A 19,082-nucleotide genomic window follows, 5' to 3' on the forward strand; every position below is an offset into this window, starting at 1 on the left:
AATTATTTTTTATTTACAGCACTACACCCTGCCATAGTTGTAATTTTAATTGCTTGTGTAGGTGGCAAGGCATCGTTTCTACGCACCGTTTCTGAAACTACTTTTTTAGTGATTTCAATAAATGCTTTTTCTATGTCTGTTCCCTCCTGCATCGCTGCTGGTCGCCCTGCATCTCCAGCTTCCCTTATTGATTGTATCAATGGCAATTCACCTAAAAATGGAATGTCTAAATCTTCAGCGAGATTTCTCGCCCCGTCTTTACCAAAAATATGGTACTTATTTTCTGGTAATTCTGGCGGTGAGAAATAAGCCATGTTCTCAATGATTCCTAAAACAGGAACATTGATACTTTCTTGTTGGAACATCGCTACTCCTTTACGCGCATCAGCCAGTGCCACCGTTTGAGGTGTAGAAACTACTACCGCACCCGTTAAAGGCAAGGACTGCATAATACTTAAGTGAATATCTCCTGTTCCTGGTGGCAAGTCAACAACTAAAAAGTCAAGCTCTCCCCAAGCCGCATCAAAAATCATTTGATTCAATGCTTTTGATGCCATAGGACCTCGCCATACAACTGCCTGATCTGGTTGTGTAAAGAAACCTATAGAAAGTATTTTTACTCCATAACTTTCGACTGGCTTCATCTTTGATTTACCATCGACATTTACAGACAGCGGTTTTTCATTAACGATATCAAACATGATAGTAGAACTTGGACCGTAAATATCTGCATCCAGAAGACCTACTTTAAAACCCATTTTTGCAAGAGTTACCGCAATATTTGCTGTAACAGTAGATTTACCTACCCCACCTTTACCAGATGCTACTGCAATAATATTATCAATACCTGGAATCGCTTTTCCTTTGATCTCTGGTTTCTTATCGGCCGTTTCTGGCGCTTCTACTTTAAGGTTCACCTTGATCTGTGCTTTTGCATACACTTCTTTATGAATCGCCTGTAAGATGGAAACCTCTGTTTTTTTCTTTGCTTGTAGACTATGGTTATTGATCGTTACATCCACTACTACCTCATCTCCAAAAACAAGTACATTTTTAATCGCACCGCTTTCTACCATGTTTTTTCCTTCACCTGGAACCGAAATGGTTTCCAATGCTTTAAAAACGTCTTTCTTTTCTATTTTCATTTTGAATTTTAGAGTATTATTCTATTGATCATTTAAAGTATCCCTTGTGATTCGTTACTATCCAGCCAGTAGTTCTATATCACAATACAATCGCGCTCCTCAGCACGTAGATTGCTTTTCTATTCCATTTGGACTTGATATCACTGTAATTATTTCAAGCGTATTTTTAACTAATAAATAATGTTACAAAGGTACTACTCAGAGTTCGTAATTAAAAATCATTCTAAATAAAAGGAATAGATAATCATTATACCACTTTAACCCCGTGTCGATTGCGACATCCATTTCTGTATTGAAATAAACGAATAGCTTCAATACGATCTTTTATTATTTAAGTACCGCTTCCGTATTGGATGTCTTCTATGCGTAACGGCCTATTCTCGTGTCCTAATTTGAAGTCTACGGTATCTCCTACTTTTGCGCCTATGACCGCTCGAGCGATAGGCGTAGTAAAAGCTATTTTACCCTGAGCTACATTTGCTTCATCTACTCCTGTAATGGTCAGCACCTGATGTGTCTTTAGCTCTAAATTTTTAACCTTTACAGTGGCGCCAAAACGTATTTCATCTTGCGGCTGCTCTTCTAAAAGAATGGGACGAGCAGAATTCATTCGCTCTTTGAGTAATTTTATCTTTCCAAGAACTAGCGTTTGTTCGCGTCTTCTTTCCTTCTCATCTTCTACCGCTATTCCTGCAAAATCTTTTTCTAAGCTATTTAGTTCTTCTCTTAATTGGTTCATGCCGCTGGGCGTGACATAATTAATCACGTTATCAGGCAATACTGCTCGCTGCGGTATAACTACTGGCTCTTCTTGATCTCCTTCTCTTACAAAACCTCTACTCATCTACCTTGTATTTCTTCAACATTTCTAGAGTCGTATACTCTAGCGCTTTGTCATCTGTAGAAGCAAGTGCAACCTTTGGAGCAACACCAGCTTTTTCAGCTTCTAACCATCTTAAAATGCACAAGCACCACTTATCTCCCGCCTTTAAACCCGGAAACTGGTAAGCAGGAATAGCTCGGGTAAGGTCATTCCCTTTTGATTTTGTGTACGCTAGAAATTCCTCGGTCATGACTGCACAAACCACGTGAGTGCCTTGATCTTCATTTGCTGTACGACAAAAACCATCCCTCCAATAACCAGTCATAGGATCATTGCAGCAAGATTCTAATGCCGTGCCAAGCACGTTTAAAGCAGTGGATTTTTCAGTAGTTTGTGACATAGTATAAAGCGGAATTGAAAATAGGAGTAGGAATAAATAGTTCGACATTATTCTGTTTTTAGTTGAGTCTCTGTTACTGGTTAAAAATAACAGCTATCTTTCTTAAAACGAACCGCTACTCCTTTAGACGATATCGTGCCGTCGTGGTTAACTATTAATTAAACCGTTCTTTTATCCAGCTTGCTATAAGTTGCAAGGTTGCTGGATCAAAGGTTTCTTCTATCTGCTCGTATTCTAAGCCACTGCCAGTTGTTGCATTTTGAAATAAATGGTTCAGACCTGGTAATGTTTTTAAAGTTACCTCTTTGTTTCCCGCTTTCGCGAAAGCGGATTTCATACCAGATAAGTTGATTTCAGGGATTACTTGATAATCTAACGAACCATTAATCGCCAAAACTGGACAACTTACTTTTTCCAAATTAGTAGCAGGATCATAAGTTAAAAAGAAACGCATCCAGCTACCAGCAAATTGCTTGCTTACCTCTGTTATATAGGATTCAGAATATTTAGCCTGTAAGGCATCTGGTGCTTTAGTTGCTGCAGCGGTCATCATTATTTTAAGTTCTTGCTGAAGGTCTTCGTTTGTAGCATTTTTAGAAACTATAATCTTCTGAAATACTTGATCCATTAAGTTTATTTCAAAATTCACCTCCTTTTCTGGTGCACCTTTAAGCTCGGCTCCTTTTCTCATTTGTGGTAAGAGGACTTGATCACCTCGTAAACCTGGTCCTGCAAGTGAGACAAAGAACGCTACCTCCTTTTTATTGTTTGCAATTACTATAGGAGCAATCAAACCACCTTCACTATGTCCTATAAGTCCTATTTGTTTTTTATTGATATCCTTACGAGTATTGAGATAGTTCACCGCAGCTTCTACGTCAGTAGCAAAGTCAGCACTAGTGGCATCTTTATGTATTCCCTCAGATTGCGCCACACCACGATCATCATACCTCAACACGGCTATTCCGTTTCTGGTTAAATAGTCGGCAAGCACTAAAAAGGGTTTGTGGCCTACTATTTCTTCATTTCTATCTTGAGGTCCAGAGCCAGAAATCAAAATCGCCACCGGCGGATTCTTTACCTCGCTAGGCAAGGTTAATGTTCCTGCTAATTTGATGTTGTTTGCTTTTGCATTGGTAAATAAGACTTCTTCCACCTTATAAGGAAAAGGGGCTTTAGGTTCTTGAGGCCTGTTGGGTTTTACTTCTTCATAGGCTTTCTTCTCTAAATTCAGCTCTCCAGAAAAGCTTCCTTGGGTAAAAGTTCCCATTACTTTATCACCCTTTAACTCGCCTGCATATTTAATTTTATACGCATTGAGAATTAAAGTAATTTTATTTCCTTGTACCGTTGTGGTGTCCATCGGAAGAAAACTTTTAGACTGCATGGGACTTTGCATGTTTGCGGTATACACACCATCCGTATTGGAGATTTCAAACACGAGTGGCATGCCTTGAATTCCTCCTGTCCAAGAACCTTCAAATTCTTGTGCGTTTGATACTAGGGAACTTAGTAGAACTATGATCCAAAAAGTGATGTGGAGTGTTGTTTTCATGAGTTCAATTAATAAATTTAGTTCAAAATTAGACCCTAAAGATAGGTGTTTAAAGGATAATTTAATAAATGGTAAACAAGAAATGGTAAACAGTTAAGCATGATAAGATATAAAAAGAAATCCCAGTCATAGCTGACTGGGATATTTAAACATCATAAAATAAGATTCCCTAAAAATTATTTCACAATGAGTTGAGATACAAATTTTGAATCGCCTTTCTCAATCTGTAGTAAGTATATACCAGTTGCTAAGGCTTCCGTGTTCACCTGGTATTCTCCTATTTCAGAAGTAGTATAACTGTTTACTTTCTGACCCAATGAATTGTATAAAGTTACCGACTTTACTCCTGCTTGATTTGCAAAATTGATAAAAAATTCAGTTCCTACAACTGGATTAGGGTATATGGCTATCGCTTCTGCGAAAGCGAGATCATCACCAACACTTAAGGTAACATCTTCAAATAGTACTTCAAATCTATTTGCTGCTATGCTTAATGCATCGCTAGGATCAACACTATAACTATAAACCGTGTTTTGATTGTTATCCAAATCAGTAAGTGTGTTGGTATAATTATCCTTTAAAATAGCTTGTTTTGCCATAAAACCTACTGGAGCAAATTCTAAGGTGTAATTTTGCTGTCTGTAATTGTTTAATTCTAGGGGTAGTAGTTCCCCATGTTGTGGAATACCTCTACTTTCTACACTTAAAATAGAACCATCAGTATGCAATCGTCCCAAATTTTCATCTAGATTGCTAAATTTAATCGCATCATTAGTATCCACTCCATTATTAGCAGCGTTTTCAAACCTTACTAACATTCCATCTATGGAACCCGATCCTTGTGCAAATTGACTGGTCTCGTATAAAGAGATCTTTAACTCGCCTTGAGGCACTACTGCTATACTCGTTGGTGGTGGTGTTATGGCATTAGAAGGTCTAGATAAAACAAAACTAGCTGCTGAAACTCCAGAGGCTACCATAAAGGCAGACTGTCCCGGCTGTAAAAATCCTGCTTCGTCATAATCAGAATTTGCTGGAGTTGCTCCTATCATTTGATTGAGCTGCCTTCCATACGTACGGTAAGCGCCACGAGTATTTGCCATAGGATCCCAAACAAAATAGAAACTAGATTTTACGGCATTGATATTAGTCGCGGCAAGATTAAATAATTTATTGAGCTCGTTTCCTAAAGGTAATTTGCTTTGATATGGATTACCTACTATTATAAAATTACCGTCTGTTGAAGCTATACTAGGCAACGTATAATTTACGTTTAATAATTGCCCTTTGGTTCTTAAAGTTGTGGAACCACTACTTAGGTTAGATGTGAGGTCTATATTACGATCTCCTCTTATCAATAATCTTGCATACTGACCAGCCACAAGAACATCTGTTGCATCATTAGTACCTGATGGAGGGCTAAACGTCTGGTTGATGTTATCCCAACCGAACATAGAAGGATTATTTGATCCTGTAACATCAAAACCATTTGCACCATTATTTCCAGTAATATGCGTACCATAACCTACTGGTAAATTACCATTTTCTTGCCAATTCTCATAAATGCTAGTGGTAGTAGTCACTGGCGAACTTACAAACCTAAAAGCTCTACGGTCTTTGTAGTATTGCTCAACAGTCAAGTCACCTATTACTGTAAGTTGCGATCCATCGATAAGTGCGGTTCTAGTTGCTGTACTACCTAAAGTGACGCTAGCTCCTGTGATATTAAGAACTGATGTACTTGCGGTGTCATCATTAAAGATAGACTCGTTGATTCTATAAGTTCCTGTAATACTTAGAGTTGCATTTGCTAGGTCTAAGACACCTATGTTAGCATTTGCAATGTCCCAAGTATTTGCAGCGGTCTGTCCATAAGCGATCCATCTAGAATTACTGGCTTCCAGAGTTCCTAATGCGTTTATATTGTTATCGATCAACACCTCCACATTTGCACCCAAAGTAAGTGTAGCTCCTGTTTCTATTGTCAGGTTGTTTGCTCTAAAATTGCTCGGAATAGTCACGTCTTCTCTTATGATCACATTATCATCAAAATTTGCTAGGTCGCCCGCATGGCTTGGATCATTAGGTGTCCAAGCGCCACTTTCATATACATACGTTTTCGTAACATTCACGGTACGTGTTACCTCTGTGGCAGCATTGCTATTTACATCGGTAAAATTATAAGTGATCGTATAACTTCCTGCAGTATTTACATCTACCACATCACCCGCTACAACAGCAGTTAAAACAGTTGCGTCACAATTATCTGTAATAGTAGTTCCTGAATCTATAAAAGGAACTCCTAAAATAGCTTCTTCTACCGCATTACCGTTAAGGGTAATTACTGGTGCGATTGCATCTACCACAGTAACTAATAAAGGAGCTGTAGTAGAATTACCAGCAGCATCTGTTACTGTCACTAATGGTTGACTAATAAGTTTATAGGACAAGGTTGCCGCAGGATAACCATTAGGTAAGCTTGTTCCTGATAATGTAGGATAAACTATAGGTGTTGTTGCAGCAACATCAAATTGAGAACTACCCATAATGAACAAGCCATTAGACGTATTATTGCTAATATTACTTCGATTAAAAGATACATTAACAGTGTTGCTATTGCGATCTTGCGAATTAAAACCATGAGCTGCAATCGTATATTCACCAGCTGGGATAACTATAGGTGTAGGTAATGCTTTGAATAGATAGCCTTGGATTATATCACCGTCATTCTGACCGATAGTAAGCTCTGCAATGTTTACTCTAGTCCCACTTTGATTTTGCAATAACGCAACCGTAAAAACTCCTGCTGACTGTCTACCATTTATACCGTCATCAAAAACTCCTAATTTATCAATTGTTACAGGTTCTGTAAGTGTAAAATTACCACCTACCGTTCCGGCCCAATCTTGATTACCAGAAAAATCACCATCAGCAGGTATGCTAGCATGCAGCTGTACAGAGATAGAAGGCGCATCTGCAACGTACAAGAAAGTACCTCCAGCAAAGAAATCGCTATTTTGAGATGTGTTACCAGGATACTGATCTACACCTGCATTAAATCGTATACCCATGCTGAAAATACTATTTCCTGAATCTCTAGAATAGGTAATTGGTAGTCCACCGCTAAGTGCTGGATTACTATTACCATTTTTATCATTGTCAGAAAAACCATAAGCGACCACCATGTAATTACCATTAGGTAACACTAATGGAGTGGCTAAAGGCTTAAATCTATATCCATTTTTTAACACTTCATCACTGCCACCAGTAAATACCATATTAGTTCCAGGTATTTTTGTTTGTGTGCTTTTATCATAAATATCAATGTAAATAGGTCCTATTATCCCATCATCATTATCATCAAAAACTCCTAATTGAGTAATAGTAAGGTTTTGTCCTGCTAAAACGGTTAAATCTTCACCTAGCGTACCGCCGTAATTTTGATTACCAGCAAATACCTGTGAGAACTGGTGTACTTGATTTTCTGTCGCTAATAGACCTAGCTGACTACAATCAAAACTAGCTGGACTAAAACTATAGGTCAAGTTTGCGGCATCGGTACAATTATCTGTGGCAGCTGTGGTTAACATACCAGCATTTAATGAGATCCCTGCATTTACGGTAATGCTTTGGGTAGAAATTACTGGACCTGCTGTATCTAATGTAATGATTTGATCTTGTGTTGTCGTATTATTTGCAGCGTCTGTGTAACTCCATGTAATGGTAGTGTCTGTTGTAATAGGAAAGACAGCATTTGTAGTAGCCGTTATTGCTCCATCACAAACATCGCTTGCCGTAGGAATAGTCAGATCAGTTAATTGAACCGTACTCGTACAATTTGAAAAGTCAGTAAGTACAAGAGTATCTGGTACTGGAGCAACTGTATCTCCTACATTTATAGATAAACTAGAAGCTTCACCAAGTGTTGCACCACCTTCACCTCTTGCATAATAAGTGGTGTTTGCGCTTACTGTTGCGGTATAAGAATAACTAGTCGTTCCAGCTACTAATGGAATAGTTGCAATAGCAATGGGCATGCATACACTAGGGTCTGTATCATAAATTTTTAATTCTGTGTGATCATTTATTAACAGCTCTATGTTAAAAATAATAGCATCACCAGCAGCACATACATAATCAGTTGCTGCACTAATCTCAGCCTCTGCCACCAACTTAAAAACGCGTGCATGGCCAGCAGAAGCACTTCCATTTCCGATGTTAGTTATCGCTCCTATTATAAGGGTAGCTCCATCACCGCTTAAGCTTACAGAAAAACCTGAATAATCACCTGCCGCCTCACCATCAATATCTGCACCTAGTTGTTGCCAGCTATTGTTTACATAACTATAAATCCTTACATGACCAGAATCAAGTCCATTCTCATCATTATATATCGCACCAATTGCCACAATACTTCCATCACTACTTAAACTTACAGGATAACCTGAACTATCTGTTGCCGCCTCACCATCAATATCTGCACCTAGTTGTTGCCAGCTATTGTTTACAAAATTATAGATCCTTACATGACCAGAGTCACTTCCATTCCCATCATTATATATCGCACCTATAGCTACTATAGTCCCATCACTACTTAAACTTACGGATTCTCCTGAATAATCACCTGCCGCCTCACCATCAATATCTGCACCTAGTTGTTGCCAGCTATTGTTTACATAACTATAAATCCTTACATGACCAGAATCAAGTCCATTCACATCATTATATGGCGCACCTATAGCAACTGTAAGTCCATCACTACTTAAACTTACGGATTTTCCTGAAAAATCACTTCCCGCCTCGCCATCAATATCTGTGCCTAGTTGTTGCCAGTTATTGCTTGCGTAACTATAAACTCTTACATGACCAGAATCAAGTCCATTCTACTCGTTATATGCCGCACCAATTGCCACAATACTTCCATCCCTACTTAAACTTACGGATTCTCCTGAATAATCACTTCCCGCTTCGCCATCAATATCTGCAGCTAGTTTTTGCCAGCTACTGTTTACATAACTATAAATCCTTACATGACCAGAATCAAGTCCATTCCCATCATTATATGGCGCACCTATAGCAACTATAGTCCCATCACTACTTAAACTTACGGATTGTCCTGAATAATCACCTGCCGCCTCACCATCAATATCTGCACCTAGTTGTTGCCAGCTATTGTTTACATAACTATAAATCCTTACATGACCAGAATCACTTCCATTCTCATCATTATATGGCGCACCTATAGCAACTGTAAGTCCATCAGCACTTGTACTAACAGAAAAACCAGAGTAGTCAATAGACGCTTCACCATCTAAATCGATACCTAGTTGCCTCCAGGTTTGTGAATGACTTAAAGCGCTTGATAATAGAATGCTCATAAAGAGAAAAATCCTTGCTGCATTATTTGTAAAATATTTCATAAATTTAATTTGCTGTTCTTGTAATAAAGTAAATAGATTTTTTGATAAGACATTATGTATATCATAAATCAATTTGGAACTAAATTAGTGGTTCCACCTATTTAATTTAAAAAAATGTCGTGAATGGCGGTAAAAATGTCGTGAATGGACTTTTTTAGGTGTGTTTAAACGGGAAAAAGTGAATTCGTTATTTTTAATCCTTTCATAATCTTTGAAAATTCGTTTGGAGAAGAACGTGGACATAGGAAGAATCAAATGGCTATGCTTTACATTTTTGAATGATTACGGTCTATGAACTATAATAGTGTATAGATGGCTAGAATTAGAATTTGTTATAGTTTCTGTCATAAACAATTGTAAAAAAGCTCTTTATAGTTGGGACTCTTACCCTATAGGGTTCCCAAACAGAAGCAAAAATTTATGTGTTAGAAATGTAGAAAGATGGACTGATGAATAGGTTAAGGTAACATATAATAAAATTATGACACCTTCTCAAGCTGAGCTTTCAATTCGTGAAGTGGTTGCACACCGGCACCTTTCCAGACTTGTTTGCCGTTTTTAAAAATCAGGAATGCAGGCACCCCTCGTATGGAGAATTTTGTAGCGAGCGCTTTGTTTTTGTCCACGTCTATTTTAAGAATACGCACCTCATCACCCAAGTCCTCTTTTAATTTTTCCAAAACTGGCATCATGGTCTGACAAGGACCGCACCAAGTGGCAAAAAAGTCTATTAATACAGGAGTATCGCTATTCGTAAGTTCTTTAAAGCTGGACATGAGATGAATTGAAATCGAATTTTAATTGGAACTCGACATATTTATCTTTCAAAGATAGCTTTCTGTAAAAGTTTAAATCAAAATCTAAACTTAAATTTAAGATAGGCTCCATAAATTTTAAGGTTCAAATGCCATTATATTCTCGGTAAGCTATTACAAGATCAAAAATACAAGTTTAAATAAAGTTGATGAGCAAACTGTAAAACAGCTTTGTTCTCTCACACTTTAGGTTTGAAAAACAAAACCATTAATCAAAAGATTTAAATCTAAATTTAAAAAGTCGAGCGCATCTGCGATGCGTTTGTATTTAAGCAAGGCATTTACAATGCGATTTATACAGCTTACTTGGATCTTAGAGAATCTCAAAAGTAAATGAAACCTATACCTTATAATTACAAATAAATCTCAATAAGCTGAGTAGATGTGGCCTGAAATAACACCTTGCCTATTCCTGCTGGCAGTAAAAGACATTCTCCTTTATTGATCGAGTAAGACTCGTTTTCATAAAGCAAAAAAGCACTTCCTTTCACACACATATATATGATAAACGAATTGATTTGAGAAAGATCTCGTTCTTGCTCTCCTTTTATCTTTAAAAAATTAGTTTTAAAATAAGGAGAGTTGATCAACTCATTCGCTTGATTTTTTTTCCTATGGTAGTCCGTTTTGTATTTATCGTGTAGTTTAAAGTCAATGGCCTCCATTGCCATTTCTGTATGAAGCTCTCTTGTTTTTCCTGTTTTTAGATCTTTGCGGTCGTAATCATAAATGCGGTACGTAACATCTGAAGATTGCTGGATTTCAGCAAGCACGACTCCAGCACCTATCGCATGAACTCTTCCTGTAGGAATGTAAAAAGCGTCTCCTGCTTTTACTGGAAATTCATTTAAAACTTCGGTAATGGTATTGTTTTCTAGGTGTTTTTGATAAGAATATTTATCTAATTGTTCCTTAAAACCTACAGTAATCACGGCATCTTCATAAGATGGCATGATGTACCACATCTCATTTTTACCAAAGGAATTGTGCCGTTCTTTAGCAAGCGCATCACTAGGATGTACTTGAATAGACAGCGGTTTTTTTGCATCTATGAATTTGATGAGTAAGGGAAATTCCCCACCGTATTGATGAAAAACTGCTGCTCCTAGAAAATCGGCTTTATATAATTCTATAAGCTCATTGATTGTTTTTCCTTTGTACAATCCTTGCTTCACTAGAGTTTCACTTCCAGGTACTGCGCTTATTTCCCAAGACTCCCCAATGGATTCTTGATCGTAATTTTTATTAAAATCTGTTTTCAGCTTTTCTCCACCCCAAATACGATAGTGAAAAACAGGCTCGAATTTCAAAGGATACACTTTCATTAATGACTTCGTAACTGAATGAACTCGCAATTTAAGATAACCACACCTAAATAGCTATTTTCACCTTCAAATTAAAGTTTTGAAAGTCAAAAAGATCCAGTTCACCTTAGTTGGACCGCTGGGGTGGCATCAATTATCCAGCAGTAGATATGCTGCGAGTAAGGTATAAACTTATATTAAAAAATAGAAAGCGAAATCATCATAATCCCTATCTTTACTGAGCTATGGAATTACCACCTTTAGAGGTTCAGATCAAAACCTTGCCGCTTTCTCCAGGAGTCTATTTGTATTTTAACAAAAAAGACCAGTTGCTCTATGTGGGAAAAGCAAAAATGCTCAAAAAACGAGTTTCGTCTTATTTTACAAAAAGCCACGACAGTTTCCGTATCAAAACGATGGTAAAAAATATCCATCGTATTGAACATATAGTGGTAGATACAGAAACAGACGCTCTTTTATTAGAAAATAGCTTGATAAAAAGTCGCAATCCGCGGTACAATATCATGCTGCGAGATGATAAAACATATCCTTGGCTGGTAATTAAAAAAGAACGCTTCCCACGGGTTTTTCTAACTCGTAAAATGATCAAAGATGGCAGTGAATATTACGGCCCTTACACCAGTGTTAGAACAGTAAGAACTTTGCTGGAATTAGTAAAAACGCTTTACCCAATACGCACGTGTAATTACGATTTACAACAAGACAAGATCAATGAGGGCAAGTTTAAATTATGCCTAGAATACCATATAGGTAATTGTAAAGGTCCTTGTACTGGATTGCAACATGAAGTAGAATACAACCGCAGTATAGAAGCTATAAGAGGAATTGTAAAAGGAGATTTTAAAGAAGCCGTTTCCTATTTTACCGAGTTGATGCAAGCACATGCCGTAAATATGGAGTTTGAAGAAGCACAGCAATTAAAAGAGAAACTAGAAATTCTTACGAGATACCAAGCCAAGTCTACCGTAGTCAACCCTAATATTTCTAACGTGGATATCTTTACAATAGTAAGTGATGAAGCTGCTGGTTATGTGAATTATATTCAAATCAATCATGGCGCAATCACACGCTCGCATACCATGGAGCTTAAAAAACAACTGGATGAAGATGATAAACAATTGCTAGAATTAGCCATTGTAGAATTGCGCAACAGATTTGATTCTCAATCAACAGAGATTTACACCCAGTTTGAGGTAGAAGTAGGAGAAAATCTTAAAGTAACCGTGCCTAAACTAGGGGACAAAAAAAGAGTGGTTGATTTATCAGAGCGCAATGCCAAATTCTTTAGACAGGAACAGTTCAAAACTATTAAAATTGTAGATCCAGACCGACATACCAATAGGCTTATGATCCAGATGAAAGCCGACTTACATCTGGATGAAGAACCGAGACATCTAGAGTGTTTTGACAATTCTAATATTCAAGGAACTAACCCCGTTGCGGCATGTGTAGTGTTTAAAAACGGTAAACCCAGTAAAAAAGATTACCGAAATTTCAATATAAAAACAGTGGAAGGACCAGATGACTTTGCCAGTATGGAAGAGGTGGTTTACAGAAGGTACCGCAGGTTGCTAGAAGAAGACCAGCCCTTACCTCAACTGATTATTGTTGATGGTGGAAAAGGACAACTTTCCAGTGGTGTTACTGCCTTAGAACGACTGGGATTAAGAGGTAAAATACCTATAATAGGAATTGCAAAAAGACTGGAAGAGCTTTTTTATCCCAACGATCCTGTACCTTTATACCTAGATAAACGTTCGGAAACCTTAAAAGTCATTCAGCAAATGCGTAATGAAGCGCACCGTTTCGGAATCACGCACCACAGAAATAAACGCAGCAAACAAGCTATTGAAACCGAACTTGACGAGATTCCTGGAGTAGGAGAAAAGACAGTGGTAGATTTGCTCAAACACTTTAGAAGCGTTAAACGAGTTAAGATAGCAACAAAAAAAGAGCTGGCTGAAATTGTAGGAGTTTCTAAAGCTCAAAAAATTATAGATTTTTATAAAGATGAAGAAGAGTAGGGTCCTTTTGTTTTTTATGGTTTTTGCTTTTTGTTGTTTCGCTTTCGCGAAAGCGCAACAACAAAAGACTATCCAGTTGCAAAACAGCACGAAAGCAGACCACTTACAAACGCAGGAAAGCAAACCTACCTCTAGACCTAAAATCGGACTGGTCCTTTCTGGTGGTGGAGCAAAAGGACTGGCTCATATAGGAACTTTGAAAATCATTGATTCGCTCGGAATAAAAGTCGACTACGTGGCAGGAACAAGCATGGGGGCGATCGTAGGATCTCTTTATGCCTCTGGATATACTGGTAAACAAATCGATTCTATTTTTAATATCATTGATTTTGACAAAATCATTTCTGACGATATACCCCGTAATTCAAAAACCTATTATGAACGCAGAAGCAATGAACGCTATGCGGTAACTTTGCCTTTTAAAGATTTTAAAGTACTGCTTCCCTCCTCCTTGAGTAAAGGGCAAAATATCTATGACCTACTTTCTAGATTACTTGCTCATGTTAAAGACATAGACGATTTTAGCAAACTACCCATTCCTTTTTTATGTATAGCTACAGACATTACTACTGGTGAAGAAGTAGTACTGGATAGCGGTTATTTACCAAAAGCTGTAAATGCAAGCGGTGCGTTACCTTCTCTATTTGCACCCGTAGATATAGACGGTCAACTGCTTATAGATGGAGGGGTAACCGATAATTATCCTATCGATAAATTAAAAGAACGCGGCATGGACCTCATTATAGGTGTAGATGTGCAGGAAGATTTAAAGTCGCTACAAGAATTACGTGGCGCACTAGATATCCTATCGCAGATCAATAACTTCCGTACGATTAACGATATGAAGGTGAAAGCTCCAAAAACAGATGTCTACATCGCTCCTGATATAGCAGCCTATACGGTAGTCTCTTTTGACCAAGGTCGCGAGATTATTCAAAAAGGAGAAGAAGCGGCCAGAGAACATGCAGACCAACTTAAAAGCCTGGTCTTTGACAACTATTCCAGACCAGAATTAATAGTAAAAACTGCTGACAGTATTTATCTCAACGAGATCAATGTAAAGGGAAATAAGAATTATACCAGAGCTTTTATTGTAGGCAGGTTTAAGGTAAAAACACCTGGTATGGTGGCTTATAAAGATTTGAGCAGCGGTATCAACAATTTGCAGGCAACCGATAATTTTGCTAAAATCAATTATGAAATCATCACAGACGATGATGGCTCCATATTAGAAATAGATTTAGTTGAAAGCGATGCGCGTAATTATTTACGACTGGGACTACACTATGATGAACTGTTGCGCAGTGCAGCACTTATCAATCTAGCTCGCAAAAATGTATTTTTTGATAACGATATTATATCAGCTGACGCGATCATAGGAGATAATCTTAGGTACAATTTTGATTATTATATCGATAAAGGCCGTTACTGGTCCATAGGCTTGCACAGTGAATTTATAAATTTTGAACAAAATGTAAATGCCGCGTTTGTAGAGGATGTCATTGACATTACATCACTAAGTGTCAATAGCCTTAGAATAAAATATAGAGACTGGACACAACAAGCCTTTTTACAGACGAGAATTAATAAATCGGTGAATTTTGTTGCAGGAATTGAAGTAAAATCACTTCATATTTTTACAGAAACATTGAGCACTGGAGACCCTACTAACGACACAACCGATTTCTCAAACGGGAGTATGGGAAGTTTTTATGGTAAAGTACTGGTAGACTCTTATGACAATGCGCTTTTCCCTTCTTCTGGATGGAAAATAGAAAGTGATTTTCACTTATATGCCTTCAATACCGAATTTGGAGAACGGTTTAAAGAATTCTCTATGGCACAAGTAGAAGTTGGTCATGCCCAGAGGTTTGGTAATTTTACGATACGGGGAAATGCACATCTAGGTATTACCGTGGGTGATACAGATAATTCTTCTATGGACTTTTTCTTAGGAGGGTATGGCTCCCGCAGAATCAATAATCTAATTCCGTTTTATGGATATGATTTTATAAGTATGAGCGGTGGCTCCCTAATTAAGGTGCTTTTTGAAGCAGATTATGAAGTGTTCAAAAAAAATCATGTTGTATTCAGCGCTAATTTTGCAAGCACACAAGACAATTTATTTGAACAACGCGACTGGTTCAGCAATGCAAGATATACTGGTTATGCCGTAGGTTATGGTATAGAAACCTTTTTAGGTCCGTTAGAATTAAAATACAGCTTCTCTCCCCAACAGAAAGACGGACAGGTATTTGTGAATATCGGTTTTAAATTTTGATCAAATCACTTTCTGCTTTTTTTAAATCTATGCTGTACCCGCTCTAGTGTTGCTAAAAAAAGCGAAATTAATATGGTGTGGAACATAAAATCAACGCATTCCGAATATAAAAAAATTAAATAATAGCATTTAATCATGGAATGGTCTAAAGAATTTCCGAAATTTGAGAGATTTAATTTCTAGCTATGCCTTTTTACCATAAACTGGGTAAAATACCACCCAAAAGACACACGCAATTTAGAAAACCCGATGGTTCTCTTTATTCAGAACAACTTTTTGGAACCATAGGTTTTGACGGGATGTCCACAAATTCTTACCATATGTACCGACCTACTATGGTTAAAGAAATTAAAAATCAATACAGTGTCAAACCAGAAATAGCACTGAAAAATCATCTTAAATCTTACCGTCTAAAAGGTTTTCAAATACAACCCGAGGCCGACTATCTAGAAAGCCGTAAAACCGTTTTGATGAATAGTGACGTAGCTATTATTCTTGCTGCACCACAAGAATCTACTCAGGATTATTTCTATAAAAATAGCGACGCAGACGAATTGCTTTTTGTCCACAGAGGAACAGGAACACTGCGTACTCATTTAGGAAATTTAGATTTTAAATACGGAGATTACCTATTGATACCGCGGGGTATTATTTATAAAATTGATTTTGACACCGCTGATAATAGACTTTTTATTGTTGAAAGTAGACGCCCTATTTATACTCCTAAACGCTATAGAAATTGGTTTGGCCAATTGTTAGAACATGCCCCTTTTTGTGAGCGAGACTTGAGAAGACCAGAAACTCTAGAAACACATGACGAAAAAGGGGAGTTTTTAATAAAAGTAAAAAAGCAAGACGATATTTTTGACATGGTCTATGCTTCACACCCTTTTGACGTTGTAGGATACGACGGCTACAATTTCCCGTATGCTTTTTCTATTCATGACTTTGAACCTATAACAGGACGCATTCACCAGCCGCCGCCAGTGCATCAAACTTTTGAAACAGACGCTTTTGTGGTTTGTAGTTTTGTACCCCGATTATACGATTACCACCCCAATAGTATTCCTGCACCTTATAATCATAGCAATATCGATAGTGATGAAGTGCTTTATTATGTAGATGGAGATTTTATGAGTCGCAATGATATTGAGGCAGGACATATCAGTTTGCATCCTGCTGGAATACCTCATGGACCACACCCAGGAACTGTTGAAAAAAGTATCGGAAAAACAAAGACCGAAGAACTCGCCGTTATGGTAGATACTTTTAAACCTTTAATGGTTACTAAAGAAGGATTAGAAATTGCAGACGACAGTTATCACAAAAGCTGGTTGGATTAATTTAATATTTTAAAAATAACATTGGAAAATAACAACCCTAATTATTCTAATTCATCGGAGCAGTCTAATAATTATGGACAACAGCAGCAGCAATACCAAAACCAAGGGAATTACCAATTTCCCCATCAAGGAGAAAAATTGCCTGCAGATAATATAGCGATGATTTTAGCGATCATATCTACCGTATTATTTATGTTATGTTGTTGCTTTGGAGGTTATTATTTTGCTTTTGTTTTGAGTACCATAGGCTTTGTAATTGCCCATAAAAGCATTAAAAAGTATGAAGGAAACCCAAATAATTTTTCTCAAAAAACATACAAATCCGTATACAATGCAAAAGTTTTTAATTTAGTAATGGCCATCGTAAGCTTTATTACGATAATTTTAAGCTTTACTCCCTTATTTCAAAGTACTTTAACAATGGGAGATAAAGAATGGAATAATTATTACGAAAATAATACTTGGAATTCTGAAGAAACAGAAGCCTCTAAGACCGAGGAGGAACGGAAGTACGATGATGATAATGAACCAGATACATTGGAAACAAAAACTGATTCCGCCTTACCAATAGAAGAGGTAATCACTGAAGAAACTTCTCAAAAATAAAAAATTATGATTTTTAAAAGTATAGATATAACAACTCACTTAAGAGCCATGTGGTAGTAAAGATTTCTTTTACTACTACTAGAACCCTTTATTTATTCCATTAAAAAATACAATATGCCAGCAGATATCAAAAACCTAAAAGACCTACAAAACACCGAGTATTCCCTTAAGAAGCTTTTTAAAGAAGCCGAAGATTTTCTTCCCCTTCTGGGAACTGATTATATAGAGCTGTATGTAGGTAATGCCAAACAAAGTGCTCATTTTTATAAAACTGCTTTTGGCTTTCAATCTGAAGCTTATGCCGGTTTGGAAACGGGACTTAAAGACCGAGTTTCTTATGTCTTAAAACAAGGTAAAATTAGACTAGTTCTTACTACGCCTCTAGTAAAAGATGGAGAACTCAACAAGCACATCAACGTTCACGGTGATGGAGTAAAAGTAGTTGCCCTTTGGGTAGAAGATGCTCGAAAAGCATTTGAAGAAACTACTAAAAGAGGGGCAAAGCCTTACCTCGAGCCTACCGTAGAAGAAGACGAGCATGGTGAAGTTGTAACATCTGGGATCTATACCTATGGAGAAACCGTTCACCTGTTTATAGAACGTAAAAACTACAAGGGAATATTCCTCCCTGGATATAAAAAATGGGAATCTCATTACAACCCAGAACCAGTTGGCCTTAAATTTATAGACCATATAGTAGGAAATGTAGGATGGGATGAAATGAATACCTGGTGTAAATTCTATGGAGAAGTTATGGGCTTTGCACAAATCATCTCCTTTGCAGACGATGATATTGCGACAGAGTACACTGCCTTGATGAGCAAAGTGATGAGCAACGGGAACGGTAGAGTGAAGTTCCCCATCAATGAACCAGCCAAAGGACAGAAGAAATCACAAATTGAAGAATACCTAGATTTTTATAATGGCCCTGGGGTACAACATATTGCCGTTGCTACCGATGATATTGTAGCTACCGTAAGCGCAATGAGAGATAGAGGTGTAGAGTTTCTTTATGTACCAGAAGAATACTACGACGATCTTATAGAACGTGTAGGTGAAATAGACGAGGATGTTGAAGTGTTGAAAAAACACGGTATTCTTATAGACAGAGATGAAGAAGGCTATTTACTACAATTATTTACAAAGACTGTTGTCGACCGCCCGACTATGTTTATCGAAGTTATACAGCGCAAAGGAGCACAATCTTTTGGAGTAGGAAACTTTAAAGCACTGTTTGAAGCAATAGAAAGAGAACAAGCTTTACGAGGTACTTTGTAATAAAATGATAGTTAGTTAGTTATCATTTTGGAATAGACTTTGCAATAGAAGGTGGTGGGACTAATTC

The 19,082-nt window shown here is 37.4% G+C and carries 13 protein-coding genes; 5 read left to right on the plus strand and 8 right to left on the minus strand.

Translation table 11 applies throughout. From position 1 onward, the window contains the following. Window positions 1-2: 2 nt before the first annotated feature. From F0365_RS03165 to F0365_RS03200, 8 genes are all read right to left on the minus strand, one after another. Window positions 3-1,145, minus strand: coding sequence for an Mrp/NBP35 family ATP-binding protein (locus F0365_RS03165; protein ID WP_169932358.1), 1,143 nt, complete (start codon window positions 1,143-1,145; stop codon window positions 3-5). 331 nt (window positions 1,146-1,476) lie between these two features. After that, the gene (locus tag F0365_RS03170) at window positions 1,477-1,989 is read right to left on the minus strand and encodes a GreA/GreB family elongation factor (RefSeq protein ID WP_169932359.1); all 513 of its coding nucleotides are present in this window, start codon (window positions 1,987-1,989) and stop codon (window positions 1,477-1,479) included. Further along, window positions 1,982-2,368, minus strand: a complete 387-nt coding sequence (locus F0365_RS03175; protein ID WP_169932360.1) for a DUF2237 family protein — start codon at window positions 2,366-2,368, stop codon at window positions 1,982-1,984. Before F0365_RS03175 ends, F0365_RS03170 begins: the two co-directional genes overlap by 8 nt. 154 nt (window positions 2,369-2,522) lie before the next feature. Continuing rightward, window positions 2,523-3,923 (minus strand): alpha/beta hydrolase family protein, encoded by a 1,401-nt coding sequence (locus tag F0365_RS03180; protein ID WP_169932361.1) that lies wholly within the window; start codon window positions 3,921-3,923, stop codon window positions 2,523-2,525. Window positions 3,924-4,099: 176 nt separating this feature from the next. After that, complete coding sequence (locus F0365_RS03185; protein WP_169932362.1) at window positions 4,100-8,641, minus strand: T9SS type A sorting domain-containing protein; 4,542 nt, start codon at window positions 8,639-8,641, stop codon at window positions 4,100-4,102. Between the two features lie 165 nt (window positions 8,642-8,806). Further along, the gene (locus F0365_RS03190; RefSeq protein WP_169932363.1) at window positions 8,807-9,343 is read right to left on the minus strand and encodes an FG-GAP repeat protein; all 537 of its coding nucleotides are present in this window, start codon (window positions 9,341-9,343) and stop codon (window positions 8,807-8,809) included. A 479-nt stretch (window positions 9,344-9,822) separates the two neighbouring features. Beyond that, window positions 9,823-10,119 (minus strand): thioredoxin, encoded by a 297-nt coding sequence (trxA, locus tag F0365_RS03195; RefSeq protein ID WP_169932364.1) that lies wholly within the window; start codon window positions 10,117-10,119, stop codon window positions 9,823-9,825. Window positions 10,120-10,511: 392 nt separating this feature from the next. Then, window positions 10,512-11,483, minus strand: a complete 972-nt coding sequence (locus F0365_RS03200) for a type I phosphomannose isomerase catalytic subunit (protein WP_169932365.1) — start codon at window positions 11,481-11,483, stop codon at window positions 10,512-10,514. Window positions 11,484-11,707: 224 nt separating this feature from the next. Between F0365_RS03200 and uvrC the strand changes: the two genes are divergently transcribed. From uvrC to hppD, 5 genes are all read left to right on the plus strand, one after another. Further along, window positions 11,708-13,507, plus strand: coding sequence for an excinuclease ABC subunit UvrC (uvrC, locus tag F0365_RS03205; RefSeq protein WP_169932366.1), 1,800 nt, complete (start codon window positions 11,708-11,710; stop codon window positions 13,505-13,507). Further along, window positions 13,494-15,788 (plus strand): patatin-like phospholipase family protein, encoded by a 2,295-nt coding sequence (locus F0365_RS03210; RefSeq protein WP_240961859.1) that lies wholly within the window; start codon window positions 13,494-13,496, stop codon window positions 15,786-15,788. The genes uvrC and F0365_RS03210 overlap by 14 nt, the downstream gene beginning before the upstream one ends. A 185-nt stretch (window positions 15,789-15,973) precedes the next feature. Continuing rightward, a complete protein-coding gene (locus tag F0365_RS03215; protein ID WP_169932367.1) occupies window positions 15,974-17,131 on the plus strand; it encodes a homogentisate 1,2-dioxygenase in 1,158 nt (385 codons plus the stop codon). 21 nt (window positions 17,132-17,152) lie between these two features. After that, on the plus strand, window positions 17,153-17,737 hold the full coding sequence (locus F0365_RS03220; RefSeq protein WP_169932368.1) for a hypothetical protein: 585 nt from the start codon (window positions 17,153-17,155) through the stop codon (window positions 17,735-17,737). 114 nt (window positions 17,738-17,851) lie between these two features. Next, window positions 17,852-19,015: a 4-hydroxyphenylpyruvate dioxygenase gene (hppD, locus tag F0365_RS03225; protein WP_169932369.1), complete on the plus strand. Its 1,164-nt coding sequence runs from the start codon at window positions 17,852-17,854 to the stop codon at window positions 19,013-19,015. Window positions 19,016-19,082 lie beyond the last annotated feature (67 nt).

The organism is Nonlabens sp. Ci31 (assembly GCF_012974865.1).
Lineage (GTDB): Bacteria > Bacteroidota > Bacteroidia > Flavobacteriales > Flavobacteriaceae > Nonlabens.